This is a genomic window from Pseudomonas sp. NPDC087029 (assembly GCF_044745345.1).
Lineage (GTDB): Bacteria > Pseudomonadota > Gammaproteobacteria > Pseudomonadales > Pseudomonadaceae > Aquipseudomonas > Aquipseudomonas faucium.
Genome location: NZ_JBIVAB010000004.1, coordinates 340,297 through 367,123 on the forward strand (window position 1 = coordinate 340,297; position 26,827 = coordinate 367,123).

General features: G+C 65.6%; 22 protein-coding genes. 7 read left to right on the forward strand and 15 right to left on the reverse strand.

Annotation, left to right across the window (positions count from 1 at the left end):
* Position 1 precedes the first annotated feature (1 nt).
* The 4 genes from ACIPG5_RS09905 (at position 2) to ACIPG5_RS09920 (ending at position 6,328) form a co-directional block, all read left to right on the forward strand.
* The gene (locus ACIPG5_RS09905; protein WP_401374623.1) at positions 2–1,678 is read left to right on the forward strand and encodes an aryl-sulfate sulfotransferase; all 1,677 of its coding nucleotides are present in this window, start codon (positions 2–4) and stop codon (positions 1,676–1,678) included.
* Positions 1,679–2,016: 338 nt separating this feature from the next.
* Positions 2,017–3,459: an NADP-dependent succinate-semialdehyde dehydrogenase gene (gabD, locus tag ACIPG5_RS09910; protein WP_176512000.1), complete on the forward strand. Its 1,443-nt coding sequence runs from the start codon at positions 2,017–2,019 to the stop codon at positions 3,457–3,459.
* A gap of 177 nt (positions 3,460–3,636) precedes the next feature.
* Positions 3,637–4,914 carry a 4-aminobutyrate--2-oxoglutarate transaminase gene (gabT, locus tag ACIPG5_RS09915; protein ID WP_176511999.1) on the forward strand — a complete coding sequence of 426 codons (1,278 nt, stop codon included), beginning with the start codon at positions 3,637–3,639 and terminating at the stop codon, positions 4,912–4,914.
* Positions 4,915–5,050: 136 nt separating this feature from the next.
* Positions 5,051–6,328 (forward strand): HDOD domain-containing protein, encoded by a 1,278-nt coding sequence (locus tag ACIPG5_RS09920; RefSeq protein WP_401374627.1) that lies wholly within the window; start codon positions 5,051–5,053, stop codon positions 6,326–6,328.
* Positions 6,329–6,430: 102 nt separating this feature from the next.
* On the opposite strand, the gene ACIPG5_RS09925 is transcribed toward ACIPG5_RS09920, so the two are convergent.
* Both ACIPG5_RS09925 and desA read right to left on the reverse strand, forming a co-directional pair.
* Complete coding sequence (locus tag ACIPG5_RS09925) at positions 6,431–7,417, reverse strand: sensor domain-containing diguanylate cyclase (RefSeq protein ID WP_176512009.1); 987 nt, start codon at positions 7,415–7,417, stop codon at positions 6,431–6,433.
* A 141-nt stretch (positions 7,418–7,558) separates the two neighbouring features.
* On the reverse strand, positions 7,559–8,743 hold the full coding sequence (gene desA, locus ACIPG5_RS09930; RefSeq protein WP_236238239.1) for a delta-9 fatty acid desaturase DesA: 1,185 nt from the start codon (positions 8,741–8,743) through the stop codon (positions 7,559–7,561).
* A 147-nt stretch (positions 8,744–8,890) separates the two neighbouring features.
* On the opposite strand from desA, the gene dibA reads away from it, so the two are divergent.
* Positions 8,891–10,786, forward strand: coding sequence for a phosphodiesterase DibA (gene dibA / locus ACIPG5_RS09935; protein WP_401374630.1), 1,896 nt, complete (start codon positions 8,891–8,893; stop codon positions 10,784–10,786).
* Between the two features lie 63 nt (positions 10,787–10,849).
* Here the strand turns inward: dibA and ACIPG5_RS09940 are convergent, their stop codons facing one another.
* From ACIPG5_RS09940 to tcyJ, 9 genes are all read right to left on the reverse strand, one after another.
* On the reverse strand, positions 10,850–11,494 hold the full coding sequence (locus ACIPG5_RS09940; RefSeq protein ID WP_236237937.1) for a methionine ABC transporter permease: 645 nt from the start codon (positions 11,492–11,494) through the stop codon (positions 10,850–10,852).
* Complete coding sequence (locus tag ACIPG5_RS09945; protein ID WP_401374633.1) at positions 11,484–12,593, reverse strand: methionine ABC transporter ATP-binding protein; 1,110 nt, start codon at positions 12,591–12,593, stop codon at positions 11,484–11,486. The genes ACIPG5_RS09940 and ACIPG5_RS09945 overlap by 11 nt, the downstream gene beginning before the upstream one ends.
* Position 12,594: 1 nt before the next feature.
* Positions 12,595–13,395 (reverse strand): MetQ/NlpA family ABC transporter substrate-binding protein, encoded by an 801-nt coding sequence (locus ACIPG5_RS09950; protein ID WP_176511992.1) that lies wholly within the window; start codon positions 13,393–13,395, stop codon positions 12,595–12,597.
* The gene (locus tag ACIPG5_RS09955; RefSeq protein WP_314618101.1) at positions 13,388–14,770 is read right to left on the reverse strand and encodes an LLM class flavin-dependent oxidoreductase; all 1,383 of its coding nucleotides are present in this window, start codon (positions 14,768–14,770) and stop codon (positions 13,388–13,390) included. The genes ACIPG5_RS09950 and ACIPG5_RS09955 overlap by 8 nt, the downstream gene beginning before the upstream one ends.
* Positions 14,770–15,951, reverse strand: a complete 1,182-nt coding sequence (locus ACIPG5_RS09960) for an SfnB family sulfur acquisition oxidoreductase (protein ID WP_401374638.1) — start codon at positions 15,949–15,951, stop codon at positions 14,770–14,772. Before ACIPG5_RS09960 ends, ACIPG5_RS09955 begins: the two co-directional genes overlap by 1 nt.
* 135 nt (positions 15,952–16,086) lie before the next feature.
* Positions 16,087–17,328, reverse strand: a complete 1,242-nt coding sequence (locus ACIPG5_RS09965; RefSeq protein WP_176511989.1) for an SfnB family sulfur acquisition oxidoreductase — start codon at positions 17,326–17,328, stop codon at positions 16,087–16,089.
* A gap of 232 nt (positions 17,329–17,560) precedes the next feature.
* Positions 17,561–18,319 (reverse strand): L-cystine ABC transporter ATP-binding protein TcyN, encoded by a 759-nt coding sequence (gene tcyN / locus ACIPG5_RS09970; protein WP_401374642.1) that lies wholly within the window; start codon positions 18,317–18,319, stop codon positions 17,561–17,563.
* Between the two features lies 1 nt (position 18,320).
* Entirely contained in the window at positions 18,321–18,989 is a 669-nt protein-coding gene (gene tcyL, locus ACIPG5_RS09975; protein ID WP_176511987.1) for a cystine ABC transporter permease, read from the reverse strand.
* A complete protein-coding gene (gene tcyJ, locus ACIPG5_RS09980; protein WP_176511986.1) occupies positions 18,986–19,780 on the reverse strand; it encodes a cystine ABC transporter substrate-binding protein in 795 nt (264 codons plus the stop codon). Before tcyJ ends, tcyL begins: the two co-directional genes overlap by 4 nt.
* Positions 19,781–20,051: 271 nt before the next feature.
* Here tcyJ and epsC point away from each other — a divergent pair, with 271 nt between their 5' ends.
* Together epsC and betT are read left to right on the forward strand one after the other, a co-directional pair.
* Entirely contained in the window at positions 20,052–20,984 is a 933-nt protein-coding gene (gene epsC / locus ACIPG5_RS09985; RefSeq protein ID WP_176511985.1) for a serine O-acetyltransferase EpsC, read from the forward strand.
* A gap of 266 nt (positions 20,985–21,250) precedes the next feature.
* Positions 21,251–23,212, forward strand: coding sequence for a choline transporter BetT (gene betT / locus ACIPG5_RS09990; protein WP_176512007.1), 1,962 nt, complete (start codon positions 21,251–21,253; stop codon positions 23,210–23,212).
* 118 nt (positions 23,213–23,330) lie between these two features.
* On the opposite strand, the gene tauD is transcribed toward betT, so the two are convergent.
* From tauD to tauA, 4 genes are read right to left on the reverse strand one after another with little or no spacing between them, the layout of a single operon-like run.
* Entirely contained in the window at positions 23,331–24,164 is an 834-nt protein-coding gene (gene tauD, locus ACIPG5_RS09995) for a taurine dioxygenase (protein ID WP_401374646.1), read from the reverse strand.
* Between the two features lie 47 nt (positions 24,165–24,211).
* Complete coding sequence (gene tauC, locus ACIPG5_RS10000; protein WP_176511983.1) at positions 24,212–25,051, reverse strand: taurine ABC transporter permease TauC; 840 nt, start codon at positions 25,049–25,051, stop codon at positions 24,212–24,214.
* Positions 25,048–25,836: a taurine ABC transporter ATP-binding subunit gene (gene tauB, locus ACIPG5_RS10005; protein ID WP_314618110.1), complete on the reverse strand. Its 789-nt coding sequence runs from the start codon at positions 25,834–25,836 to the stop codon at positions 25,048–25,050. The genes tauC and tauB overlap by 4 nt, the downstream gene beginning before the upstream one ends.
* 19 nt (positions 25,837–25,855) lie before the next feature.
* Positions 25,856–26,827: a taurine ABC transporter substrate-binding protein gene (gene tauA, locus ACIPG5_RS10010; RefSeq protein WP_401374650.1), complete on the reverse strand. Its 972-nt coding sequence runs from the start codon at positions 26,825–26,827 to the stop codon at positions 25,856–25,858.

A 26,827-nucleotide genomic window follows, 5' to 3' on the forward strand; every position in this document is an offset into this window, starting at 1 on the left:
CATGAATGCCAAAACCGAAAACCCCGTATTGCCTGAAGGCGCCTGCCTCACGGCCAAGGTGCCCGAGCATGACGACGCGCTGCTCGGCGATGTGCTGGTCAACCCTTACCGCCTGGCGCCGCTGACCGCGATCATCCGCGACGGCGGGCGCGCCCTGAGCTCGGCCCACGTGCGCGTGCTGGGCCGTGGCGAGCGCGGTGTCGACATCGCCTACGAGGTGTCCGACCGTTCGCTGTGGACCTATGGCGGCATCCCGGTATTCGGCCTGTACCCGGACTACGTCAACCAGGTGGAAGTGACCTACAAGCTCGACGGCGAGCGCATCCGCCAGCGTTACCAGATCTACGCCCCTGCCGTGCGCCTGCCGGTGGTGGCCAAGCAGACGGCCGCGTTGCCGGAGGTGGAGCCGGTCAAGGTCGCCCCTGGCTTTGAAAACCGCCTGTACCTGTTTAACCACCTGCAAGGCGACATCCCCGGCGCGCGCGCCTTCAAGTGGAACGGCCTGGGCGGCGCCGCCGAGTGGGACCAGGTGGGCAACAACTGGATCGCCGACAGCAATGGCGACGTGCGCTGGTACCTGGACATCGAGCAGATCCACGACTCCAACCGCCGCGACGGCCTGGGCGGCACCATGGGCTTCCAGCAGACCCGCGATGGCAAGCTGATCTGGGGCCAGGGCCAGACCTATTCCAAGTTCGACCTGCTCGGCCGGCGCATCTGGCAGCGGACCCTGCCCGACAAGTTCGCCGACTTCTCCCACGAAATCCGCGAGACCGCCAACGGCACCTACCTGCTGCGCGTCGGCACCAGCGACTACCGCCGCCCGGACGGCAAGCGCGTGCGCTCGATCCGCGACCACATCATCGAGGTCGATGAAGCGGGTGATGTGCTGGACTTCTGGGACCTGAACCAGATCCTCGACCCCTACCGCGGCGACCTGCTGGAAACCCTTGGCAAGGCGGCGTTGCAACTGCCTGAGGGGGTACGCAAGCAGGACGACCGCCTGGCCAACGAACTGGCCGAAGGCGACCTGCCGTTCGGCGACACCCCGGGCGTGGGCACCGGGCGCAACTGGGCGCACGTCAATGCCATCGACTACGACGCCGATGACGACAGCATTATCGTTTCAGCTCGCCACCAGGGCGTGGCGAAGATCGGCCGCGACAAGCAGGTGAAGTGGATCCTGGCCTCGCCGCAAGGCTGGCCGCAGCGCTTGCAGGACAAGGTGCTCAAGCCGATTGCCAGCGAAGGCTTCGACTGGTCCTGGACCCAGCACACCGCCTGGTTGACCGGCAAAGGCACGCTGACCGTGTTCGACAATGGCTGGGGGCGCGACTTTGCCCCGACCAAGCTCAGCGGCAACTACAGCCGGGCGGTGGAATACAAGATCGACGAGGCCAAGGGCACGGTCGAGCAGCTGTGGGAGTACGGCAAGGAGCGTGGCGACGAGTGGTACAGCCCGGTGACCTCGGTGGTGGCTTACCGGCCGGAAACCGATACCCAGTTCATCTATTCGGCTTCGGTGAATTTCCTCACGCCAGAGAAGCTCACCACCACGGTGCTCAACGAAGTGCGCCGCGGCACCCAGGAGGTGCTGGTGGAGCTGAAGGTGCATAGCCGCCAGCCGGGGAGTGTGGGTTACCGGGCTTTGGTGATCGACTTGACCAAGGCGTTCTGAGTCATTCTGTTCGGGAGGGCCGTCGGTCCTCCTTTCACATTTTCTTCAGTTCATTCGTCTAACCTGTACTGGCCCTATCGCCGGCAAGCCGGCTCCCACAGGTACTCCACTGAGCCTGAGAATCGTGGGGTCTTTGTGGGAGCCGGCTTGCCGGCGATAGGGCCAGTTGCTGCTACAAAAAACATGAAATTCCCACCGGGTGTTCAACCATTCGTTCTTTTTTTCGAACAGCCTATTGTCCTACACCCCAGCATCCCCTTAGCATTCGTTTGAGATTTCAAACGCTCGATGCCCTGTATTGGGCGCTTTTCAATAATTCAACAATTCGGGAAGCCGACATGCAGCTCAAAGACGCTCAGTTGTTCCGCCAGCAAGCCTTCATCAACGGTGAGTGGCTGGATGCGGACAGCGGCCAGACCATCAAGGTGACCAACCCGGCCACCGGTGAAGTCATCGGTACCGTGCCGAAGATGGGCACCGCGGAAACTCGCCGCGCCATCGAAGCCGCCGACAAGGCCCTGCCGGCCTGGCGTGCACTGACCGCCAAGGAGCGTTCGGCCAAGCTGCGTCGCTGGTTCGAACTGATGATCGAGAACCAGGAAGACCTGGCCCGCCTGATGACCACCGAGCAGGGCAAGCCACTGGCCGAAGCCAAGGGCGAAATCGCCTACGCTGCCTCGTTCATCGAGTGGTTCGCCGAAGAAGCCAAGCGCATCTACGGCGACACCATCCCGGGCCACCAGGCCGACAAGCGCCTGATCGTCATCAAGCAGCCGATCGGCGTTACCGCCGCCATCACCCCGTGGAACTTCCCGGCCGCGATGATCACCCGTAAAGCCGGCCCGGCCCTGGCCGCCGGTTGCACCATGGTGCTCAAGCCTGCCTCGCAGACCCCGTACTCCGCCCTGGCCCTGGTCGAGCTGGCCAACCGTGCCGGCATCCCGGCTGGCGTGCTGAGCGTGGTAACCGGCAGCGCTGGCGAAGTCGGCGGCGAGCTGACCGGCAACTCCCTGGTACGCAAGCTGTCCTTCACCGGCTCGACCGAAATCGGTCGCCAGCTGATGGAAGAATGCGCCAAGGACATCAAGAAGGTTTCCCTGGAGCTGGGTGGCAACGCCCCGTTCATCGTGTTCGACGACGCCGACCTGGACAAGGCGGTCGAGGGCGCGATCATCTCCAAGTACCGCAACAACGGCCAGACCTGCGTCTGCGCCAACCGTATCTACGTGCAGGACGGTGTCTACGACGCCTTCGCCCAGAAGCTGGCCGCTGCTGTTGGCAAGCTGAAGATCGGTAACGGCCTGGAAGAAGGCACCACCACTGGCCCGCTGATCGACGGCAAGGCTGTCGCCAAGGTCCAGGAACACATCGACGACGCCGTATCCAAAGGCGCCAAGGTACTGGCCGGCGGCAAGATCATCGAAGGCAACTTCTTCGAGCCGACCATCCTGGTCGACGTGCCGAAGTCGGCTGCTGTGGCCAAGGAAGAAACCTTCGGCCCACTGGCGCCGCTGTTCCGCTTCAAGGACGAGGCCGAAGTCATCGCCATGTCCAACGACACCGAGTTCGGCCTGGCCTCGTACTTCTACGCCCGCGACATGAGCCGTGTGTTCCGTGTTGCCGAGGCCCTGGAATACGGCATGGTCGGCATCAACACCGGCCTGATTTCCAACGAAGTCGCGCCGTTCGGCGGCATCAAGGCTTCGGGCCTGGGCCGTGAAGGTTCCAAGTACGGCATCGAGGACTACCTCGAGATCAAGTACCTGTGCATCAGCATCTGATGTACTGAAGGTTTTACCTCTGCCAGCGGGGCGCGAGAGCGACGTCTCGCTGGCCTTTTTGACATGCAGTACCTGGTGGCCAGGGCACCTGTGACAGTCGATCAACGAATACTGATCACAGGCACACCCAGCCACCCCCGAGTAAAAGCGCCGCTGACCGGCGCAAATGAGGGCATTATGAGCAAGACCAACGAATCCTTGATGCAACGTCGTGTAGCCGCCGTCCCACGTGGCGTTGGCCAGATCCACCCGATCTTCGTCGACACCGCGAAGAACGCGACCGTGATCGACGTTGAAGGCCGCGAACTGATCGACTTCGCCGGCGGCATCGCAGTACTGAACACCGGCCACCTGCACCCGAAAGTGGTTGCAGCCGTGCAAGAGCAGCTGACCAAAGTCAGCCACACCTGCTTCCAGGTGCTGGCCTACGAACCCTACGTAGAGCTGTGCGAGAAGATCAACAAGCTGGTTCCAGGCGACTTCGACAAGAAGACCCTGCTGGTGACTTCCGGCTCCGAAGCCGTTGAAAACGCCGTCAAGATCGCCCGTGCCGCCACTGGCCGCGCTGGCGTGATCGCCTTCACCGGCGGCTACCACGGCCGTACCATGATGACCCTGGGCCTGACCGGCAAGGTCGTGCCGTACTCCGCTGGCATGGGCCTGATGCCAGGCGGCATCTTCCGCGCCCTGTTCCCGAGCGAACTGCACGGTATCAGCGTTGACGACGCCATCGCTTCGGTCGAGCGCATCTTCAAGAACGACGCCGAGCCACGCGACATCGCCGCCATCATCCTCGAGCCAGTACAAGGCGAAGGCGGCTTCCTGCCAGCGCCGAAAGAGCTGATGAAGCGCCTGCGCGAGCTGTGCGACAAGCACGGCATCCTGCTGATCGCCGACGAAGTGCAAACTGGCGCCGGCCGTACCGGTACCTTCTTCGCCATGGAACAGATGGGCGTCGCGCCTGACCTGACCACCTTCGCCAAATCCATCGCTGGCGGCTTCCCGCTGGCCGGTGTGTGCGGCAAGGCCGAATACATGGACGCCATCGCGCCAGGCGGCCTGGGTGGCACCTACGCCGGTTCGCCGATCGCCTGCGCCGCGGCCCTGGCCGTCATCCAGGTGTTCGAGGAAGAGAAACTGCTGGACCGCAGCAAGGCTGTTGGCGAGCGCCTGACCGCTGGCCTGCGCCAGATCCAGGAAAAGCACCCGATCATCGGTGACGTGCGTGGCATGGGCTCGATGATCGCTGTGGAAGTCTTCGAAAAAGGCACCCACACCCCGAACGCTGCTGCCGTCGCCCAAGTGGTTGCCAAGGCACGTGACAAGGGTCTGATCCTGCTGTCCTGCGGCACCTACGGCAACGTCCTGCGTATCCTGGTTCCGCTGACCGCCGAAGACGCGCTGCTGGACAAAGGCCTGGCCATCATCGAAGAGTGCTTCGCTGAACTTGCCTGATGTGACGCGCTTCATAAAAAAACCCGCCTAGGCGGGTTTTTTTTGTGCCCAAGGAAGGCCCGTGAGGCTAAGGTGATGGCAGGACTTGCCTTGGAAGCTGCGACGGATTGCGTGTCAGGGATATCAGGAGTTGGCCATGAACGCTGCAGACCCCACACCACCTAGCGTACTGATCGCCGAGGGCGACCCCTGGGTACGCGACATGCTGCGTGAAATGCTGCTGAGCGTGCGCTGCGACGCCCGCCTGCAGGTGTGTGCCGACGGCGCCCAGGCGCTGACGGCGCTGGCCAGCAAACCCGACCTGATCATTGCCGCCCGCGAGCTGGCCGGTGTCGATGGCCTCGACCTTTTGCGCAAGGTGCGCGCCAAGGGGCCGGGCCTGCCGTTCATCCTCATGAGCAGCCGCAGCGACAGTGCCAGCGTGCGCGAGGCGTTGCCCCTGCACCCCACGGCCTACCTGAGCAAGCCGCTGAACATGGACAACCTGCGCAAGCGCCTGGAGGAGCTGCTGCTGGCCGTGGGCCAGGAAATCGCCTGCCCGGTGCCGCCGCTGCAGCCCGGTGCCAGCTTGCCGGCCTTTCTCGAGCAGCGCCGCGCCAGCGCCGACGGCGGCCCGCTGTTCGCCGATGTGCAGCAGGCGATCAAGCGCGCGCTCAACCCCCAGGGCCTGAACCTCAAGGTGCTGGAAGAAGAGGTGCGCAGCGACCCGCAAGTGACCGCCGTGCTGATCGCCGCCGCCAACAGCGCGGCCTTGCACCGCGACGCACCGGTGCAAACCCTGATGCAGGCGCTGAACAAGCTGGGCAGCACCCAGAGCATGAACCTCATCCTGGGCCTGACCCTCAAGCGCAGCGCGCGCCTGAGCGACCCCTTGCTGGCGCAGCAGGCTGCGCATTTCTGGAACTTGTCGCTGCACACCGCCGAGTACGCCCGTTCGCTGGCGCGCATGCTCGAACTGGACGAAGAGCGCTGCTACTGCGCCGGGCTGTTGCATTGCCTGGGCGACCTGGCGGTGTTGCGCTGCCTGCAGGAGTGGCAATTGGCCGGTGGCGAGCTGGACGAGGCGCGGGTCAAGGCCTCGCTGGATGACTTCGGCGCGGCGTTTGGCTCGGCCTTGCGCACCCGCTGGCGCTTGCCGCTGAGCCTGCGTGAGCTGATTGCGGCGATCTACCAGCTGGGCGGTGGGGTGTATTCGCGGGAGATTTTGGCGATGAACCTGGCCGGACAGTTGGCGCGGTTGCCGGCGGCGCAGGGGCTGGAGAAGGTGGCCAGCAACAAGACGGCGCGCTTGCTCAAGGTGGGGTTGCCGGAGTTGAGCCGGTTGCGCAAGGTGCAGGCGCCTGTGGATGAACGGCAGGGAGATGAAATCAGGGATGAGCAACCGCCTGCGCCTGACGAAACTGTTTCGACTTGAGATCCTGGGGCCGCTTCGCGGCCCTTTCGCGACACAAGGCCGCTCCTACGGTCTCCTGTAGGAGCGGCCTTGTGTCGCGAAAGGGGCGCATAGCGCCCCCCGCTAACCCCGAACGATCTGGTTCTTGCCCTGCCGCTTGGCCCGGTACATCGCCGCGTCGGCCCGGGCAAACAGGCTGTCCAGCGCTTCGTCCTCATGGCTGAGCCCCGTCAACCCCTGGCTCACCGTCACCCCATACGTCTGCTCGCCATGGCTGAAGCTCAGCCGCTGAATCTCCCGCTGCAGCCGCTCGGCAATCTGCTCGGCAACCTGCGCACTGCAGCCTGGGAACACCGCCGCGAACTCCTCGCCGCCAATGCGCCCGAACAGGTCGCCGCGGCGCAGCACGGCCTTGCCGCTGTCGGCGATGCGCTGCAGCACCTGGTCGCCTTCCTGGTGGCCGTAGTTGTCGTTGATCTGCTTGAAGTCATCGATGTCCAGCAGCAAGAACGCCAACGGCGTACCGTCCTCGCGGGCGCTGTCGAAGGCCTGGCGGGCGCAGTCGAAGAAGTGCCGGCGGTTGCTGCTCTGGGTCAGCACATCGGTGGTGGCCAGGCGCTGCAGCTCGCCTTCGAGCTGCTTCTTTTCGGTGATGTCCTCGGCGATGCCGACGATGATCACCCGGTCACCCTCGCGCTGCTGGTTGATGTAGCACTTGTCGCTCAGCCAGCGCAGTTCGCCGCTGGCGTTGAGGATGCGGTACTCGCGGTCCTCCACGGCGCCCTTTATCAGCACCTGGGCCAGGCTGCGCTCGGCGTACTCGAGGTCGTCGGGGTAGATGCTGTCGCGCCATTCGTTGTAGTCGGCCAGCACCAGGCTGGCCGGGCGGCCGAAGATGCGTTCATAGGCGGGGCTGACGTAGAGCACCTGGCGGGTTTCCCAGTCGAACGCCCAGAGCACGGCGTTGACGCTGTCCAGCAGGGCGCTGTAGAGCTGCTCGCGCTCGCTCAGGCGGGCGACTTCGCCCTGGGCGTGGAGCAGGGCGAGCAGGGTTTGCGCCGCTGCGGGCGGGGCGTTGCCGGGCAGGGATGAATTGATGTTCTTGGCCATGTGCACGGAGCGGTTCTCGACGGGAAGGCGTGCGGCCACGAACCGGCCCGCCACGCGGGCGATGTGCCGGATTCGAGTGTGTCGGAGGGGGTGAAGTTCCGGGCCGGCACGCCCCGCAGCAGGGCGTGCCGATCAACGGCATCAGGCGCCGTTGGGGCGCAAGGAGTAGGTTTTCAGCTGTGCGGCGAAGTCGTGCAGGGCATGGATGCCGCTGGCTTCGGCCTCGTGTACCCAGTCCTTCATGGCCGCCAGCATGTCGTGGCCGTTGGCACTGGTACGGGCCCAGATCTGCTGCAGCGCCAGGCGTTTTTCGTAGATGGTCTTGAGCGCCTGGCTGTGGGCGAGCATCGACTCGATGCGCACGTGGTGGCGGTCCTGCAGCAGGCTGGTTTCCCGCGACAGCAGGCGCTTGGCGCGGCGGAAGCGGTGGCGCATCGAGGTGTCGACCTTGGCCAGCTCCTGCTTGACCAGCGGGCCGATCACCAGCTTGCGGTACTGGGCCATGATCTGGAAGCGGTTGTTGAGGATGGCCATGGCGGTGTCCATGTCCAGGCTGGCCTTGCCTTCGACGCGGTGGGCGATGGGCGCCACGCGCTGCACCTTGGCCAGGCGCAGCAGGCACAGCACGCGGATCCACATCCAGCCCATGTCGAACTCCCAGCGCTTGACCGACAGCTTGGCCGAGTTGGGGTAGGTGTGGTGGTTGTTGTGCAGCTCTTCGCCGCCAATGATGATGCCCCACGGCACCAGGTTGGTGGCGGCGTCGCGGCACTCGAAGTTGCGATAGCCCACCGCGTGGCCCAGGCCGTTGACCACGCCGGCGGCCCAGAACGGAATCCACATCATCTGGATGGCCCACACGGTGATGCCCAGAGTGCCGAACAGCAGTAGGTCGAGCACCGCCATCAGGGCGATGCCGCCGAGCTTGTAGCGCGAGTAGACGTTGCGCTCGACCCAGTCGTCGGGGCAGTTCTTGCCGTAGATGCGCAGCGTCTCGGGGTTGCGCGCCTCTTCGCGGTAGAGCTCGGCGCCCTTGCGCAGCACGGTGCTCAAACCCTTGTACACCGGGCTGTGCGGGTCATCCGGGGTTTCGCACTTGGCGTGGTGCTTGCGGTGCACGGCCGTCCATTCACGGGTGTTCTGCGCCGTGGTCAGCCAAAGCCAGAAGCGGAAGAAATGCTTGAGCGCGCCGTTGAGTTCCAGGGCGCGGTGTGCGGAGTAGCGGTGCAGGTAGATGGTGACGCTGACGATGGTCACATGGGTCATCAGCAGCGTGACGCCGACCAGTTGCCAGACCGACAAGTCGAGTAGACCGTTGTACCACATAAGGATGAAAACCCTCGGGAATGCAGGGGAAAGGTCTGATTATCCCTTGGTAGGGAAATAAAACCAGTCACCCTTTCAGATAGGACGTCACGGCATGTTTCTCCCTTTATAATGCCCCATTATTTTTCATGGGCTTTTTCCCCCGACATGTCTGTTTCCGTTCGCGACGCCTTGCGCATGGCCGCGCTGTACGTGGTGTTGTCGTTCCTGTGGCTGGTGCTGGCCGAACTGGTGCTGCACAGCATGACCGACGACCCCCTGGCGCTGACCGTAGGCCGGCAGATCAACGTGGTGGTGTGGGTGCTGGTCAGTGCCTTGCTGATCTTTTTCTCCCGCGCACGGCTGCTCAATTTCATCGGTGTCGGCGCGCGCCTGCGCCGTGAGGACCGCGAACGCCTGCGCATGGCCGCAGCGGTGTTCGACAGCACCCTGGAAGGCGTGCTGGTGACCGACCGCGACGGCTTGATCGTGCACGTGAACCGGGCCTTCATGCGCATCACCGGCTACCAGCAGGACGAAGTGCTCGGCCAGCGCCCGAGCAAGTTCAAGTCGGGCCGCCATGGCGTGCCGTTCTACCAGCAGATCTACGCCACCCTGGCCGAGAAGGGCGAGTGGAGCGGCGAGATCTGGAACCGGCGCAAGAACGGCGAAATCTACCCGCAATGGCAGACGATCTGCGCCATTCGCGACGACAGCGGCGAGCTGACCCACTATGTGGCCGTGTTCAGCGACATCAGCGCGATCAAGCATTCCGAGCAGGAGCTGGCCTACCTGGCCAACCACGACCCGCTCACCGGTCTGCCCAACCGCCTGCTGTTCAACGACCGCGTCGAGCACGCGCTGGCCGCCGCCGAGGCCAACAAGCGCGGCTGCGCCTTGCTGCTGCTGGACCTGGACCACTTCCAGAGCATCAACGACGGCCTGGGCCACACCATCGGCGACCAACTGCTCAAGCTGGTGGGCGAGCGCCTGCGCGAGCTGCTGGGCAACGGCGTGACCCTGGCGCGCCTGGGCGGTGACGAGTTTGCCGTGCTGGCCGAGAACTGCCAGGAAGTCGGCCAGGCGGGCAAGCTGGCGCAGAGCATCATCGAGCGCCTGCGCGAGCCGTTCGCCTTCGATGGGCATCGGCTGTTCATCGGCGCCAGTGTCGGCATCAGCCTGTTCCCCAGCGATGCGCTGGGTGCCGAGCAGCTGCTGCGCAATGCCGACTCGGCGCTGTTCAAGGCCAAGAACAATGGCCGCGGCTGCTACGCGCTGTACACCGAAGAGCTGACCGCCCACGCCCAGCACCGGGTGGAAACCGCAGGCGAGCTGCGCCGAGCGCTGGAGCAGGATGAGCTGCGGGTGTTCTACCAGCCGGTGTTCGACCTGTTCACTGCGCGCATGGTCGGTGTCGAGGCGCTGGTGCGCTGGCAGCACCCGCTGCGCGGCCTGGTGCCGCCGGGTGAATTCATCCCGATCGCCGAGCGTACCGGGCTGATTGCCGACATCGATGCCTGGGTGCTGCGCCGGGCGTGCCGGCAGATGGTCCAGTGGCAGGAGAATGGGCGCAAGCTGGAGTTTGTCGCGGTCAACCTGTCCAGCCGCCTGTTTGGCCAGCGCGACCTGTACCAGCAGGTGGCCGAAGTGCTGCACGACACCGGTCTGGACCCGGCGTTGCTGGAGCTGGAGGTGACCGAAAGCGCGGTAATGGAAGACCCGGAGGTGGCGCTGGAGCAGCTGCACCGCCTGCGTGAGCTGGGCCTGAACCTGGCGATCGACGACTTCGGCACGGGCTACTCGTCGTTGCTGCGGCTCAAGCGCTTGCCGGTGCAGAAGCTGAAGATCGACCAGGGCTTCGTGGCCGGGCTGCCACTGGATGATGACGACATCGCCATTGTGCGTGTGATCATTGCCCTGGCGCGGAGCATGGGCATGCAGGTGCATGCCGAGGGCATCGAGCAGGCGGAGCAGGCGTGGTTCCTGCTGGAGCAGCAGTGCCAGCTGGGACAGGGGTACTGGTTTGGGCGGCCGGTGCCGGCGCAGGATCTGCGTTGGGGTTGAGGGCCAATCGCCGGCAAGCCGGCTCCCACAGGTTCACCACCGCCCTCCCTGTGGGGCCCAGCCCTAGCGCTTGTTCAGGCCTTTGGCCAAGCGATCCCCGCCCAGCTGGATCAGCGCCACCAACGCCACCAGCATGGCGATCACGGTCAGCATGATCTGGCTGTCGAAGCGCTGGTACCCATACCGGTAGGCAATATCCCCCAGCCCACCCGCACCAATCGCCCCGGCCATGGCCGAGGAGTTGATCAAGGTCACCAGGGTAATGGTGAACCCGCCGACGATCCCCGGCAGCGCCTCGGGCAGCAGCACATGCCAGACAATGTGCCAGCGCCGGCAACCCATGGCCTGTGCGGCCTCCACCAAGCCATGGTCGACCTCGCGCAGGCTCACCTCGGCAATGCGTGCGAAGAACGGCGTGGCAGCGATGGTCAGCGGTACCACCGCAGCCCACACCCCATAGGTGGTGCCCACCACCAGGCGGGTGAAGGGGATCAGCGCGACCATCAGGATCAGGAACGGGATCGAGCGGAACAGGTTGACGAAGGCGCCCAGCACCCGGTTCAGCAGCGGCGCCTGGTAGATGCCGCCCTTGTCGCTGGTGACCAGCAGCACCGCCATCGGCACCCCCACCAGCAAGGCGATCGTCGAGGACACGCCCACCATCAGCAAGGTGTCGAGCAGGCCTTGGAGCAGGCGATCAAACCACATGGCCCAGCACCTCCACGTCTTGCGCCCAGCGGCGGGCGCGTTCAAGCAATTGATGGGTGTCGTGGGGCGAGCCCTGGACTGCCAGGATCAGCTGCCCGAGAGCATGCTCGCCGATGGTTTCGACCCCGCCCTGGAGCAGGCGAACCCGCCCGCCGAGGTCGTGGAACAGCTCCGACAGCGATGGCTCGCCGAGCACGCTGAGCTTGAGCACCAGCGCACTGTCCCGCCCAGCGGGGTTGGCCCGCAGGCGCGCTTGCAGCGCAGCCGGCAGCTTGGTCTGCAGTGGCGCGAGCAAGGTGCGGGTGACCTCATGCCGGGGTGTGCCGAACACTTCCCAGACTTCGCCTTGTTCCACCACCTGCCCGCGCTCGAGCATCACCACCCGATGGCAGATGTCGCGGATCACCGCCATTTCGTGGGTGATCAACACCACCGTCAGGCCCAGGCGCTGGTTGATGGTGCGCAGCAGTTCGAGGATCGACGCGGTGGTTTCCGGGTCCAGTGCCGAGGTGGCCTCGTCGCACAGCAGGATCTCGGGGTCGTGCACCAGAGCGCGGGCGATGCCCACGCGCTGTTTCTGCCCACCCGACAGCTGCGCCGGATAGACGTGGTGCTTGTCCTGCAGGCCGACCAGCTCCAGCAGCTCGCGCACCTTGCGCTGGCGCTCCGGCTTGGCCACGCCTGCCACTTTCAGCGGCAGCTCGACGTTCTGCCACACGGTCTTGGCCGACATCAGGTTGAAGTGCTGGAAGATCATGCCGATGCGCCTGCGCAGCGCCACCAGGCGGTCTTCGTCGAATGGCGCGATGTCCACCTGGTCGATCAGCACCCGGCCCTGGCTCGGCTGCTCCAGGCGATTGATGGTGCGCAGCAGCGACGACTTGCCCGCCCCACTGCGGCCGATGATGCCGAAGATCTCGCCCCGGCGGATGTTCAGGTCGATGCCTTGCAAGGCCGGCTGTTCCTGGCCCGGGTAGGTCTTGCCAAGGCCGATGAAGCGCACATGGGCTTCATTGACCTCGGGGCGCAAGGCCTGCTCCCGAGCCGGTGGCGGCGCGGTTCGAGCGGTGGGCGCCGCAAGGGCGCTGGCGTGGCTCATGTCAGCCTTCCCAGCCGGCTTGGTAGAGGTTGCCGTGGGCTTTGTTCAGCGCCGCGCGCACGGCCGGCGAGTGCTGGTAGATGTCGACGAACTTGGCCAGGCGCGGGTCGCCCTTGCTCTGCGGGCGGATGACGAACTGGATCACGTATTCCTTGTTCTCCAGGCCGTCGAACAGCAGCGCCGAGGTGGCGTCAAAGCTGTTGGCCAGGCGGATGTAGGCCGGGTAGCCCTGCACCAGGTCGGCATCGTCATAGGCGCGCACCAGCTGCACGGCCTCCACCTGGAGGATCTTGAGCTTCTTCGGGTTGGCGATGATGTCGTCCTCGGTGGCCTTGTAGCCAACCCCCGGCTTGAGCGTGATCAGCCCGGCCTTGGCCAGCAGTTGCAGGCCGCGGCCACTGTTGATCGGGTCGTTGGCGATAGCCACGCTGGCGCCTTCGGGCAGTTCGGCGAAGCTTTTGTACTGTTTCGAGTAGAGGCCGACGTTGTTGATGATGCCGGGGGCGAAGGGCACCAGGTTGAAGCCTGCGGCGGCCTTGGCGTTTTCCAGGAAGGGGATGTGCTGGAAGTAGTTCACGTCGATGTCGCCGCTGTTGAGGCTGACGTTCGGCGCGATCCAGTCGCTGAACTCGATCAGCTTCACCTCCAGGCCCTGTTTGTGGGCTTCTTCCACCGCCGCTTCCAGCGGGATGGCGAAGGCTGCGGTGGTGCCGACCTTCAGCGGCTCGGCAGCGGATGCGGCGCCGGCAAGGCCGAGGGTGAGGGCGATGGCCGCGACGGGCCGGAACAATTTCTCAAGCATGTTGTGCGACTCCAGTCGGGGTGGGGGTGTGGCGGTAGGTCGAGCCGACATGGTCGGCGGGCAGGTGCGGCTGGCTGGCGAACAGTTTTTCGCGCAGGGTGCCTGCGGCGTAGGCGGTCTTGTAGCGGCCACGCTGTTGCAGTTGCGGCACCACCAGGTCGATGAAGTCTTCGAAGCTTTCCGGGGTGACGGTGCGGGTCAGGTTGAAGCCGTCCAGGCCGGTTTCATCGATCCAGGCGATCAGTTGCTCGGCGACCTGCGCCGGCGCGCCGACCAAGGTCACGTAGCGCCCGCCCAAGGCGTGCTGCTCCAGCAGGCGGCGGCGGGTCCAGGCGTTTTCCTGCAGCTGGCGGGTCGCCGACTGGATGGCGTTGCCTTTGCTGGCGCCGATCGGCTCGTCCAGCTCATAGGCGGCAAAATCGATGCCGGTGGAGGCGGCGAAGTGCGCCACGCCCGCTTCCGGGCTGGCATGGCGCAGGTACTCGGCGTACTTGGCCTGGGCCTCGCCCTCGCTGGGCGCGACGATCACCGTGATGCCCATGAACACCTTGACCGCCTGTGGATCGCGCCCGGCCGCCTGGGCGGCGGCGCGCACCTTGTCGACCTGGGCACGGGTGGCGGCCTTGTCCTGGCCGCTGATGAACACGCACTCGGCATGGTTGCCGGCGAACGCCAGGCCACGCGGCGAGCTGCCGGCCTGGAACAGCACCGGGGTGCGCTGCGGCGAGGGCTCGCACAGGTGGTAGCCCTCGACCTTGTAGAACTCGCCGTGGTGGCGGACCTTGCGCACTTTCCCTGGCTCGGCATACACCCGCCGCGCGCGATCCTCGACCACCGCATCGTCGGCCCAGCTGCCTTCGAGCAGCTTGTACAGCACCTGCAGGTATTCATCGGCCTGGTCGTAGCGGCGGTCGTGCTCCGGCTGCTGCTCCAGGCCCATGGCGCGGGCGGCGCTGTCGAGGTAGCCGGTGACGATGTTCCAGCCGACCCGGCCATTGCTCAGGTGGTCGAGCGTGGACAGGCGCCGGGCGAACAGGTACGGCGCCTCGTAGGTGAGGTTGGCGGTGAGGCCGAAGCCCAGGTGGCGGGTGACCGCGGCCATGGCCGAGACCAGCAGCAGCGGGTCGTTGACCGGCAGCTGGATCGACTCTTTGAGGGTCACGTCCAGCGACTTGCCGTAGATGTCGTAGGTGCCGACGATGTCGGCGATGAACAGCCCGTCGAACAGCCCGCGTTCGAGCAGGCGCGCCAGGTCGGTCCAGTAGCTCAGCGACTTGTACTGGGTCGAGGTGTCCCGTGGGTGGGTCCACAGGCCGTGGTTGATGTGCCCGATGCAGTTCATGTTGAAGGCATTGAGCAGGATCTCTTTGGCCATCAGATCGTCCCCCGGCGTGGTGGGTTTTCGTCGTTGAGGTAGTAGTTGCCGATGGCGTGGTACTTCCAGCGCACGGGGTCGTGCAGGGTATGCACGCGGGCGTTGCGCCAGTGGCGGTCGAGGTTGTGCTCGGCCAGGGTGGCCTGGCTGCCGGCCAGTTCGAACAACGTGGTGCCGGCGGCAAGGGCGATTTCGGTGCTGATCGCGCGGGCCTCGGCCACGGCGATGGAGGCGGCGGCGACGGTGCCTGCGTTGCTGTCGACCTGGGCGCGGTCGAGGTATTCGCCGGCGCGTTCGAGCAGGGCTTCGGCGGCGTGCAGGCGGATGCTCAGGTGGCCGAAGCTTTTCAGGGTCAGCGGGTCTTCGCTGGCCTTGTCGAGGCCGGAGTCGACCCATGGCCGGCTGCGGGTGCGCACGAAGTGCAGGGCGTCTTCGTAGGCGGCGCGGGCGATGCCGGTGTCGATGGCGGCGTGGAGGATCTGCGCCAGCGGGCCGACCGGGGTAGGGCGCTCGAAGGCCGACTGGAACGGCAGCACGTCTTCGCTGCGCACGAACACGTTGTCGAACACCACCGAGCCGCTGCCGGTGGTGCGCTGGCCAAAGCCGCTCCAGTCGTCGATCACCTGCAGGCCCTGGCTGTCGGCCGGCACGAAGGCCAGGTGCTGCACGCCATGCTCGTCGATCACCGAGGTGGGGATGCGCTGGGCGTAGAGCGCGCCGGTGGCGTAGAACTTGCGGCCGTTGATGCGGTAGCCGTCGACGTCGCGGGCCAGGCGGGTGGTGCGGTCGTGGGCGGTGCGGGTGCCCAGCTCGGCCAGGGCATTGCCCAAGCGCTGGCCGGCCAGCACTTCGGCGTAGAGGCGCTGCTGCTGGGCGGGGGTGCCGTTTACCCGCAGCACTTCCAGGGCGTAGAAATGGTTTTGCGGGATCTGCCCGAGCGAGGCGTCGGCCTGGGCAATGCGCGCGATGACCTTGGCCAGGGTGACGTTGGACACGCCGGCGCCGCCGAAGGCCTTGGGCACGCTGATGGCCCACAGGCCGCTTTGGCTGAACAGGTCCAGTTCGGCATGGGGCAGGCGGCGTTCGCGGTCGCGCAGGGCGCTGTCGCGGCGCAGGTGCTGGGCGAGTTCTTCGGCGACTTCCAGGGCTTGGGTGTCGCTGGTGATGATTGATGTGGTCATGGTGTTCCTCCGGGGGCTTGGGGCCGCTTTGCGGCCCTTTCGCGACACAAGGCCGCTCCTACAGGGGGCTGCGGTTGTCTGTAGGAGCGGCCTTGTGTCGCGAAAGGGCTGCACAGCAGCCCCAAGGCGCAAAAATCAGATCCAGGAATGCCGCGCCGGCAAGGTCCCGTTGAGGTAGTAGGCGCCCACCGCGTGGTACTTCCAGCGCACCGGGTCATGCAGCGTGTGCACCCGGGCATTGCGCCAATGGCGGTCGAGGTTGAACTCGGCGAGCGTGGCGCGGCTGCCGGCCAGCTCGAACAGCTTCTCGCTGGCCTGCAGGGAAACCTCGGTGGTCAGCACCTTGGCCTCGGCCACGGCAATCGAGGCCCGCGCTGCCGCTTGCGCATCGATGGGCGCTGCGTTGACCTCGTCGAGCACCCGCGCCGCCTTGCGCAGCAGCGCCTGGGCGGCATGCAGCTCAAGCTTCAGGCGGCCGATGTCGGCGATCACGTAAGGGTCGTCGCTGGCCCGCTCGACCTTGGCTTCGATCCACGGCCGCGACTTGTCCCGCACGAAGTGGATGGCGTCGTCGATCGCCGCTTCGGCAATGCCGGCATCGATCGCCGCCTGGATCAACTGCGAGCCGGCGCCCTGGATGTTGGGCAGGTCGCGCTGGCGCCAGTTGTCGATCACCAGTTCCGCGTCCACCGGTACCTGGTCGAGCAATACGGTGCCGCTGGCGGTGGTGCGCTGGCCGAAGCCCGACCAGTCATCGACGATACGCAGCCCCGGCGCGCCGCGGCGCACGAAGGCCAGGCGCTGGCGGCCTTCGTCGTCCAGGGCCTTGACCGCGACCCAGTGGGCGAACAGGGCGCCGGTGGAATAGAACTTCTCGCCGCTGATGCGATAGCCATCACCGCTGCGGGTGATGCGCGCCTTCAGGGTCAGGGTGTCCTTGGTGCCGCGCTCCGGCCCGGCATTGCCGATGCGCCAGCCGTCGAGCACGCTGCGAAAGATCTGCGCCTGTTGCGCCTCGGTGGCGGTCACGCGCAGCAGTTGCAGCATGCCGAACTGGTTCTGCGGGATCTGCCCCAGGGCCGGGTCGGCGGCGCTGATGAGGCGGAACACTTCGGCGATGGTCTCGAACGACACGTCGGGGCCGCCATGGGCCTTGGGCACGCTGATGCTGCCCAGGCCGCTGCGGGTGAATTGTTCGATTTCGGCCCAGGGCAGCTTGCGCTGCTGGTCGCGGCGAGCGGCTTGCTCGCGGGCGGCGTCGGCCAGTTCGCGGGCGGCTTGCAGGGCTTCGGCGTCGTTGCGCAATACCTTGGCCGGCAGCAGCAGGGGCGAGCTGTCGAGGTCGCTGTGGAATTGGGTTTCTGGCAGGGTGGACATCAGTACCGAACCTCACAAAGTGGATGCGTCGCTTCAGCTGATGGCGACAAACGTTTGCTGGTCCGGTGGTCCGGTGTATATACCCTAAAGGCTTATCAAAAGTTTATGAACTAACCTTTTGGAATATATATAGAAGTGGTGAATTGCTCGGGGCGTGAGGGCCTCATCGCGGATAAATCCGCTCCTACATGGCCCTTGTAGGAGCGGATTCATCCGCGATGAGGCCGGTAAGTCATTCCGAAGCCGCAGTACCGAGGAATTTGCGCAAGAACTGCCGGGTCCGCTCTTCCCTGGGGTTGGCGAACAGCGCCTTGGCCTCGCCCTGTTCGACGATCACCCCCTTGTCGAAGAAGATCACCCGGTTCGCCACGTCGCGCGCAAAGCTCATTTCGTGGGTGACGATGATCATCGTGCGCTTTTCCTCGGCCAGCCCACGAATGGTCTCCAGCACCTCGCCGACCAGTTCCGGGTCGAGCGCCGAGGTAGGTTCGTCGAACAGGATCACCTCCGGCTCCATGGCCAGGGCGCGGGCGATGGCCACCCGCTGCTGCTGGCCGCCCGAGAGGCGCCGGGGGTAGGCGTCTTCCTTGCCGGCCAGGCCGACCTTGGCGAGCAAGCGCTTGCCCAGCTCGATGGCCTGGGCGCGGGGCGTCTTCTTGACGATCACCGGCCCCTCGATGACGTTTTCCAGGGCGGTGCGGTGGGGGAACAGGTTGAAGTTCTGGAACACGAAGCCGGCCTGCTGGCGCAAGCGGCGGATCGCACTTTGCTGGCCACCCAGCGGGCGGTTGGCGTCGATGCTGATGTCGCCGATCTGGATGCGCCCGGCATCGGGGGTTTCCAGCAGGTTCAGGCAGCGCAGGAAGGTGGTCTTGCCCGAGCCGCTGGGGCCGATGATGGCCACCACCTCGCCGGGGTGCACGGTCACGTCGATGCCGTTGAGCACGGTCTGGCCCTTGAACCGCTTGGTCAGGCCTTCTACGACAATCATTTCAAGGCTCCCGGTCGTGCTGGTTGACCCGCGCTTCCATGCGGTTCTGGAAGTGCGCGAGGATGCTGCACAGCACCCAGTAGATCACCGCCACCGCCAGGTACATGGTGAACACTTCGAAGGTGCGCGCGGTAATCAGCTGCGCCTGGCGGAACAGCTCGGGCACCTGGATGGTCGCCGCCAGGGCGGTGTCCTTGACCAGCGAGATGAAGCTGTTGCCCAGCGGCGGCAGTGCGGTGCGCAGCGCCTGGGGCAGGATCGCCCGGCGCATGGCCTGGGTGCGGGTCATGCCGATGCTGGCAGCGGCCTCCCACTGGCCCCGGTCGATGGAGGAGATGGCTGCACGCAGGATCTCGCAGATGTAGGCGGCCATGTTCAGCGACAGGCCGATCAGCGAGGCCGGGATCGGGTCGAGCTCGATGCCGATCTGCGGCATGCCGAAGTAGATGACGAACAGCTGCACCAGCAGTGGCGTGCCGCGAAAGAACGACACGTAGATCCGCGCCAGCCAGTCCAGCGGCAGGATCTTCGACAGCCGCATCAGTGCCAGGGCAAAGCCCAGCAGCAGGCCGAAGAACATGCCGCCGACGCTCAGCAGCACCGTATAACCCGCGCCCTTCAACAGGAAGGGCGTGGAGTCGGCAACCAGTTGCAGGCTTTCAGCGATCATTGGGTGACATCGGCACCGAAGTATTTCTCGGACAGCTTGGCCAGGGTGCCATCAGCCTTGAGCTTGTCGATGGCCTTGTTGATGGCAGCCAGCAGTTCCGGTTCGCCCTTGCGCAGGGCCACGCCGCTTTCCAGGCGCGAGAAGGCATCGCCGGCAAGCTCGGTGTCCTTGGCTTTCTGGGCGTATTCCAGGGCGGCCAGGCGGTCGATCAGGATGGCGTCGATGCGGCCGTTGCGCAGGTCGGCGAACTTGCTCGGGTCATCCTCGTAGGTGCGCACTTCGGCTTTCGGCACGTCCTGCTTGACCCACTGCTCGTAGTTGGTGCCCAGGCCCACGCCGACTTTCTTGCCGGCCAGGTCCTGCGCTGTCTTGATGTTCAGCTGCTCGGCTTTCTTCTTCAGCACCAGGGCCTGGATGCCGGAAACGGTGTAGGGCTCGGAGAAGTCGTATTTCTTCTTGCGCTCATCGGAGATGGTCACCTGGTTGACCACCACGTCCAGGCGCTTGGACTCCAGCGCAGCGAGGATGCCGTCCCACTTGGTCGGCTGGATCTTGGCCTTGACCCCCAGCTCCTTGGCCAGCAGCTCCGACAGCTCGACTTCGAAGCCGGCCAGCTTGCCGTTTTCATCCTGGAAGCTGAACGGTGGGTAGGTGCCTTCCAGGCCGACGTTGATCACGCCCTTTTCCTGGATGGTCTTCAACTGCTCGCCGGCGAATGCCTGGCCGAGCAGGCCGGCACCGAGGAGGATGGCCAGGCTGGCGTTGAGAAGCGGTTTGGCGAATTTCGACATGTCAGGCCCCGCGCTTGTTGTGGAAGTAGTGGGTGGCGACTATAGAGTTGGCCTGATAGGCCAGGAAATAATAAAAACTTATTTTCTTATGCTTTTTCTATAAAAAGGCTCAGGCACACGCTGAGTTGAGGGTAGGCGAGGTTGCCCGGTTCGTCATCGCCGCTTATGCCTGACTTAGCGCAGGATGGAATAAAGCGTTGTTTTTTCCAAGGGACGGATTTGCCGTAGAGTGGATTGCAAAATATTGCATGCCACCCGGCAGGAGAATACCGTGAGCGACCAACCTTCATCCGCGCATTGGCAGTTGCACAGCATCGTCAGCGGCCTGCGCAGCGCCCGTGAGCAGTGGCGCAGCCGCAATGGCCGCAGCATCGGCGAGCAGGGCGGGCGCGAGCTGCCCTCGCGCGAGGCCATGCGCCAGATCCTCGAGCAGCTGTGCGGGGCGCTGTTCCCGATGCGCCTGGGCCCTGTGGACCTGCGCGAGGAGAGCGAGGACTTCTACGTCGGCCATACCCTGGACGCCGCACTTACCTCCCTGCTGGCCCAGGCACGCCTGGAGCTGCGCTATGCCGCGCGCCAGAGCAACGGCGAACTGGCAACCGTGGATGCCCAGGCCCTGCGCCTGATCCAGGATTTCGCTGCGGCGCTGCCTGGGCTGCGGGTGATGCTCGATACCGATGTGCTGGCGGCCTACCACGGCGACCCGGCGGCGCGCAGCGTCGATGAAGTGCTGCTGTGCTACCCGGGGATCCTGGCGATCATCCACCACCGCCTGGCCCACCACCTGTACCGCGCCGGCTTGCCGTTGCTGGCGCGGATCAGCTCGGAGCTGGCGCATTCGGCGACGGGTATCGACATCCACCCGGGCGCGCAGATCGGGCCGAGCTTCTTCATCGACCATGGCACCGGCGTGGTGATTGGCGAGACGGCGATCATCGGCGAGCGGGTGCGCATCTACCAGGCGGTCACGCTGGGCGCCAAGCGCTTCCCCAGCGACGAGTCGGGGACGCTGCACAAGGGCCTGGCGCGCCACCCGATCGTCGAGGATGACGTGGTGATCTATGCGGGGGCGACCATCCTGGGGCGCATCACCATCGGCAAAGGCTCGACCATTGGCGGCAATGTGTGGCTGACCCGCAGCGTGCCGGCTGAAAGCAACATTACCCAGGCGAACTTGCAGCTCGATTGCCAGGACAAGAACTGAGGCTGTTGGCTCCCACGGTACTTGTGGGAGCCAGCTTGCCGGCGATAGGGCCGGTACAGGCATGCACCGATCAGCACCCCGGTTCGCATTGAAATCCGATCCATGTTTAACTTGAACGCTTGTTCAACGAAAAACGCTGGTCCGCTGCCGGTGTTCAACAGGAGGATTCCTTTGCTGAACCCGTTCATTCCGAACCTCACGTCAATCGACGAGGTGCATGCCCCATGAGTGCACCGACCCCTTCACTTGCCGCTGGCAAGATCCGCATGAACCCGCCGGTGTTCTACTTTGCGGCAAGCTTCATCCTCATCTTCGGCCTGGTGGTCATTGCCTTCCCGCAAGCTGCCGGTGAATGGCTGCTGGCCGCGCAGAACTGGGCGGCCAACACGGTCGGCTGGTACTACATGCTGGCCATGACCCTGTACCTGGTCTTCGTGGTGGTCACCGCGTTGTCCGGCTACGGCAAGATCAAGCTTGGTGCCGATCACGACGAGCCCGAGTTCAGCTACTTGTCCTGGGCCGGCATGCTGTTCGCCGCCGGCATCAGCATCACCCTGTTCTTCTTCTGCGTCTCCGAGCCGCTGACCCACATGCTGCAGCCGCCGCAAGGCGAGGCGGGCACGGCCGAGGCCGGGCGCCAGGCGATGCAGATCCTGTTCCTGCACTGGGGCCTGCATGGCTGGGGCGTGTTCGCCTTCGTCGGCATGGCGCTGGCCTATTTCGCCTACCGCCACAACCTGCCGCTGGCGCTGCGCTCGGCGCTGTACCCGCTGATCGGCAAGCGCATCAACGGGCCGATCGGCTATGCGGTGGATGGCTTCGGCATCATCGCCACGGTGTTCGGCCTGGGCGCCGACATGGGCTTTGGCGTGCTGCACCTCAATGCCGGCCTCGACTACCTGTTCGGCATCAGCCACAGCCAGTGGGTGCAGGTGATGCTGATCGCCCTGATGATGGGCGCGGCGGTGGCCGTGGCGGTCGCCGGGGTGGAGAAGGGCGTGCGGGTGATGAGCGACATCAACCTGTTCCTGGCCTGCGCGCTGCTGCTGTTCGTGCTGTTCGCCGGCCCTACCCAGCACCTGTTCAACACCTTGATCCAGAACTTGGGCGATTACCTGGGGGCCTTGCCGCGCAAGAGCTTCGACGTGTACGCCTATGGCGAGAACCGCGACTGGCTGGGTGGCTGGACAGTGTTCTACTGGGCCTGGTGGATTGCCTGGGCGCCGTTCGTGGGGCTGTTCATCGCGCGCATTTCGCGTGGCCGCACCATCCGTGAATTCGTCTTCGGCGTGCTGCTGATTCCGCTGGGCTTCACCTTGGCGTGGATGTCGATCTTCGGCAACAGCGCCCTGGACCAGGTGATCAACCACGGCATGACCGCCCTGGGCCAGTCGGCCCTGGACAACCCGTCGATGAGCCTGTACCTGCTGCTGGAAACCTACCCGTGGAGCAAGACGGTCATCGCGGTGACGGTGTTCATCAGCTTCGTGTTCTTCGTCACCTCGGCCGACTCCGGCACGGTGGTGCTGTCGACCTTGTCGGCCAAGGGCGGCGACGCCGACGAAGATGGCCCGAACTGGCTGCGCATCTTCTGGGGCGTGATGACCGCGCTGATCACCAGCGGCCTGCTGTTCGCCGGCAGCATCGACTCGCTGAAATCGGCGGTGGTGCTGACGTCGCTGCCGTTCTCGCTGATCCTGCTGTGCATGATGTGGGGGCTGCACAAGGCCTTCTACCTGGAGAGCCAGCGGCAGATCGCGCAGATGCATTCGCTGGCGCCGTTCGCCCAGTCGCGACGTGGCCGTGGCGGCTGGCGCCAGCGCTTGAGCCAGGCCGTGCACTTCCCGTCACGCGATGAGGTGTACCGCTTCATGGACGACGTAGTGCGCCCGGCGATTGCCGATGTGCGCGAAGTGTTCGAGCAGAAGGGGCTGACCCTGATCACCCAGGACGACCCGAGCCATGACAACGTCAGCCTGAAGGTTGGCCATGGCGAGGAACAGCCGTTCATCTACCAGGTGCAGATGCGTGGCTACTTCACGCCGTCGTTTGCGCTGGGTGGGTTGGGCACCCAGGAGTTGAAGAACCGCCGCTATTACCGGGCGGAGGTGCACCTGAGCGAGGGCAGCCAGAATTACGACCTGGTGGGCTACAGCAAGGAGCAGATCATCAACGACATCCTCGACCAGTACGAGCGGCACATGCAGTTCCTGCATCTGGTCAGGTAGATCGCCGGGGCCGCTTTGCGGCCCTTTCGCGACACAAGGCCGCTCCTACAGAACAAAGCGATCCCCTGTAGGAGCGGCCTTGTGTCGCGAAAGGAGGCCAAAGGCCTCCCAAAAATCATCAAAACGGCGCATCCCCAAGAATGGTCGCCCGATGCATCACCCGCCGATTCGGCCGGTAATCATCCACAGCAAAATGCTGTGTCACCCGGTTATCCCAGAACGCCACGTCATTCTCCTGCCAACGCCAGCGAATGCTGAACTCAGGCCTGGTCGCATGGGCGAACAGCAGCTTGAGCAGCGCCTCGCTCTCCAGCTCGCTCAGTTCGTTGATCCGCGTGGTGAACCCTTCATTGACGAACAACGCCTTGCGCCCGCTCACCGGGTGGGTGCGCACCACCGGGTGCGACAGCGGCGGGTTCTTGCGCCGGGTTTCTTCCCAGCGCGCCAGGTCCTCTGGCGTGGTACCAAAGCGCTCCAGCGGGAACGACTTGGTGAAATCGTGGGTGGCACTGAGCCCGTCGAGCATCTCGCGCAGCGGCGCCGACAGCGCCTCCAGCGCGGCGATGCCGCTGGCCCACAAGGTGTCGCCGCCAAAGGCCGGCAGCTGCTTGGCACTGAGCACCGCGCCCAGCGCCGGGGTCGGCAGGAAGGTCACGTCGGTGTGCCACACGGCATTGTCGCGCACGTCGGTGACGGCGGTATCGAGCACCAGCACCTGCGGGGTTTCCGGCACGTTGGGGTAGATCGGGTGGATGTGCAGGTCACCGAAACGCGCGGCGAAGCGCGCCTGCTGCTCGGGGTTGATCGGCTGGTCGCGGAAGAACAGCACCTGGTGCTCGAGCAGCGCCTGCTCGATGGCGTCGCGCTGCTCGATGCTGATGTCGCGGCTGATGTCGACGCCGCTGATCTGGGCGCCGAGCGCCGGGCTGAGTGGGGTGATGGTCAGGCTCATGGCTTTTCTCGTGCTAGGCGCCGGGTTGCCGGCGTGGTCAGTCCAGTTCAGTGGCTTTGCCCGTGCCAGGGCACCAGCTTGCGTTGCAGGGCGCGCAGGCCCATCTCCAGGGCGAAGGCGATCAGGGCGATCAGCAGGATGCCCAGCACCACCACATCGGTGACCAGGAACTGCGCCGCCGACTGCACCATGAAGCCCAGGCCGCTGGTGGCGGCGATCAGCTCGGCGGCGACCAGGGTCGACCAGCCGACGCCCAGGCCGATGCGGATGCCGGTGAGGATGTCGGGCAGCGCGCTGGGCAGGATCACATGGCGAATCAGCTGCGCCCGGGTGGCCCCCAGCGACTGCGCGGCGCGCAGCTTGGCCGGGTCGACGGTACGCACGCCGGTGGCCGTGGCGATGGCGATCGGGGCGAAGATCGCCAGGTAGATCAGCAGCACCTTGGACAGCTCGCCGATGCCGCACCAGATGACGATCAGCGGCAGGTAGGCCAGCGGCGGAATCGGCCGGTAGAACTCGATCAGTGGGTCGAGGATGCCGCGGGCCACGCGGTTGTAGCCGATGGCGATGCCGACTGGGATGGCCGTCAGGGTGGCGGCGGCCAGGGCCAGGCCGATGCGGCCGAGGCTGGCACCCAGGTGCTGCCACAGGCTGGCGTCCATGTAGCCCTGGGTGAGCAGCGCCCAGCCCTTGGCCAGGATGTCGCCAGGCGAGGGCAGGAACAGCGGCTCGATCCAGCCGGCGGCGGTCACCAGCCACCAGGCCAGCAGCAGGCTGGCCAGGGTCAGGGTGCTGATCCAGCGGGTTGAAAGGGGGCGGCGGGCGTTCACGGCTGGCCGGGATTGGGCGTCGCGCTTGCCGGCGACCGGCAGATCGAGGCTGCTCATGCGGGCTCCTGCAGGCTTTGGCGTTGGGAGAACACCCGCGCCAGCACATGCTCGCGGGTTTCGATGAAGCGGGGGTCGGACTTGATCGCCCGGGCCGACTCGCCGGCGGCGTAGCGCTGGCCGAAGTCCAGCTGCAGGCGCTCGACCACACGCCCCGGGTTGGGTGCCAGCAGCACCAGCTCGCTGGCCAGGAACACGGCTTCCTCGATGTCATGGGTAATCAGGAACACCGGCTTGGCGGTGCGCTGCCACACCTGCAGCAGCAACTCCTGCATCTGCTCGCGGGTGAAGGCGTCGAGCGCACCGAACGGCTCGTCCATCAGCAGCACCCGTGGGTCGGCTGCCAGCGCGCGGGCCAGGCCCACGCGCTGTTTCTGGCCACCGGACAGCTGCCAGATACGCCGATCGCCGAAGCCGGCCAGGTCGACCAGCGCGAGCATTTCGCGGGCCTTGGCTTCACGTTCGCTGCGCGCCACGCCAGCCAGCTCGAGGCCGAAGGCGACGTTGCCCAGCACGTTCTGCCAGGGCAGCAGGGCGTCGTCCTGGAACACCACGCCACGCTCGGCGCCGGGGCCTTGCACCGGCACGCCATCGAGGCTGATGCGCCCGCCGCTGGGGGCGACGAAGCCGGCGATCAGGTTCAGCAGCGAGGTCTTGCCGCTGCCCGATGGCCCGAGGGCCACCAGCAGTTGGCGAGGCCCCAGGCTCAGGTTGATGTCGGCCAGCACCGGGGTGGTGGCGCCGGGGTACTGTGCGCTGATGCGCTCCAGCTCGAGCAAGGCCATGACGGGCTCCGGGTCAGGTTCAGTTGGGCAGGTATTTGGCGCTGACGTAAGGCGAGTAGTCCGGCAGCACCGCGTCGACCTTGCCCTGTTGCTTGAGGAAGTTGGCGGTATCGGTCAGCGCCTTGGTGGTCGGTGCGCCCAGGGCGTTGGCCTGGTCGGCGGCCAGTGGGTAGACGTTGCCTTCCAGCAGCACCGGGATGTCGCTGGCCTTGGCGCCGGACAGCTTGACCAGCTTGGCCACGTTGTCCTGGTTGGCGAGCCAGGCTTTTGGGTCCTTGCGGTAGTCGGCGTAGGCGTCGAGGGTGACCTTGGCGAAGGCCTTGACCACGTCGGGGTGCTTGTCGGCGAAGTCCTTGCGCACGATCCAGGCGTCGAAGGTCGGCGCGCCTTGTTCGGCCAGTTGGCCCGAGGTGATCAGCACCTTGCCGTTTTCCTTGGCCACGCCCAGGGCCGGGTCCCAGACGTAGGTGGCGTCGATGTCGCCGCGCTTCCAGGCGGCGATGATCGCCGGTGGCGCGAGGTTGAGGATCTGCACCTTGGAGGGGTCGATGTTCCAGCCCTTGAGCGCCGCCAGCAGGCTGTAGTGGCCGGTGGAAACGAACGGCACGGCGACTTTCTTGCCGACCAGGTCTTGCGGCGTCTTGATGCTGTCACGCGCGACCAGCGCTTCGCCTGCACCGATCTGGGTGGCGATGAGGAAGGTTTGCACCGGCAGCTTGCGGGTGGCGGCGGCTGCCAGCGGGCTGGAACCGAGGTAGCCGATCTGCACGTCGCCGCTGGCGACGGCGGTGATCACATCGGCGCCGTTGTCGAACTTGCGCCAGGCGATGTCGGCCTTGCTGGCCTTTTCGTAGGCGCCATCGACCTGGGCCACCTTGGCTGGGTCGACGGTGGTCTGGTAGGCGACCGTGAGGTCGGCGGCCTGGGCCAACCAGCTGGTGCTGGCGAGAGTCAGGGCGGCGAACAGGCGCAGCGGGGCATACGGGATCAT

What these genes read in the sequence shown, in the direction of transcription:
- ACIPG5_RS09945 (WP_401374633.1), bottom strand. Translation starts at nt 12,593, where the DNA reads ATGAGCCACGCCAGCGCCCTTGCGGCGCCCACCGCTCGAACCGCGCCG.
- ACIPG5_RS09920 (WP_401374627.1), top strand. Translation starts at nt 5,051, where the DNA reads ATGAACGCTGCAGACCCCACACCACCTAGCGTACTGATCGCCGAGGGC.
- tauD (WP_401374646.1), bottom strand. Translation starts at nt 24,164, where the DNA reads ATGAGCCTGACCATCACCCCACTCAGCCCGGCGCTCGGCGCCCAGATC.
- ACIPG5_RS09940 (WP_236237937.1), bottom strand. Translation starts at nt 11,494, where the DNA reads ATGTGGTTTGATCGCCTGCTCCAAGGCCTGCTCGACACCTTGCTGATG.
- tcyN (WP_401374642.1), bottom strand. Translation starts at nt 18,319, where the DNA reads ATGATTGTCGTAGAAGGCCTGACCAAGCGGTTCAAGGGCCAGACCGTG.
- dibA (WP_401374630.1), top strand. Translation starts at nt 8,891, where the DNA reads ATGTCTGTTTCCGTTCGCGACGCCTTGCGCATGGCCGCGCTGTACGTG.
- tcyJ (WP_176511986.1), bottom strand. Translation starts at nt 19,780, where the DNA reads ATGTCGAAATTCGCCAAACCGCTTCTCAACGCCAGCCTGGCCATCCTC.
- ACIPG5_RS09950 (WP_176511992.1), bottom strand. Translation starts at nt 13,395, where the DNA reads ATGCTTGAGAAATTGTTCCGGCCCGTCGCGGCCATCGCCCTCACCCTC.
- tcyL (WP_176511987.1), bottom strand. Translation starts at nt 18,989, where the DNA reads ATGATCGCTGAAAGCCTGCAACTGGTTGCCGACTCCACGCCCTTCCTG.
- ACIPG5_RS09905 (WP_401374623.1), top strand. Translation starts at nt 2, where the DNA reads ATGAATGCCAAAACCGAAAACCCCGTATTGCCTGAAGGCGCCTGCCTC.
- ACIPG5_RS09955 (WP_314618101.1), bottom strand. Translation starts at nt 14,770, where the DNA reads ATGGCCAAAGAGATCCTGCTCAATGCCTTCAACATGAACTGCATCGGG.
- ACIPG5_RS09925 (WP_176512009.1), bottom strand. Translation starts at nt 7,417, where the DNA reads ATGGCCAAGAACATCAATTCATCCCTGCCCGGCAACGCCCCGCCCGCA.
- tauB (WP_314618110.1), bottom strand. Translation starts at nt 25,836, where the DNA reads ATGGCCTTGCTCGAGCTGGAGCGCATCAGCGCACAGTACCCCGGCGCC.
- tauA (WP_401374650.1), bottom strand. Translation starts at nt 26,827, where the DNA reads ATGATCCCGTATGCCCCGCTGCGCCTGTTCGCCGCCCTGACTCTCGCC.
- ACIPG5_RS09960 (WP_401374638.1), bottom strand. Translation starts at nt 15,951, where the DNA reads ATGACCACATCAATCATCACCAGCGACACCCAAGCCCTGGAAGTCGCC.
- ACIPG5_RS09965 (WP_176511989.1), bottom strand. Translation starts at nt 17,328, where the DNA reads ATGTCCACCCTGCCAGAAACCCAATTCCACAGCGACCTCGACAGCTCG.
- betT (WP_176512007.1), top strand. Translation starts at nt 21,251, where the DNA reads ATGAACCCGCCGGTGTTCTACTTTGCGGCAAGCTTCATCCTCATCTTC.
- gabD (WP_176512000.1), top strand. Translation starts at nt 2,017, where the DNA reads ATGCAGCTCAAAGACGCTCAGTTGTTCCGCCAGCAAGCCTTCATCAAC.
- desA (WP_236238239.1), bottom strand. Translation starts at nt 8,743, where the DNA reads ATGTGGTACAACGGTCTACTCGACTTGTCGGTCTGGCAACTGGTCGGC.
- tauC (WP_176511983.1), bottom strand. Translation starts at nt 25,051, where the DNA reads ATGAGCAGCCTCGATCTGCCGGTCGCCGGCAAGCGCGACGCCCAATCC.
- gabT (WP_176511999.1), top strand. Translation starts at nt 3,637, where the DNA reads ATGAGCAAGACCAACGAATCCTTGATGCAACGTCGTGTAGCCGCCGTC.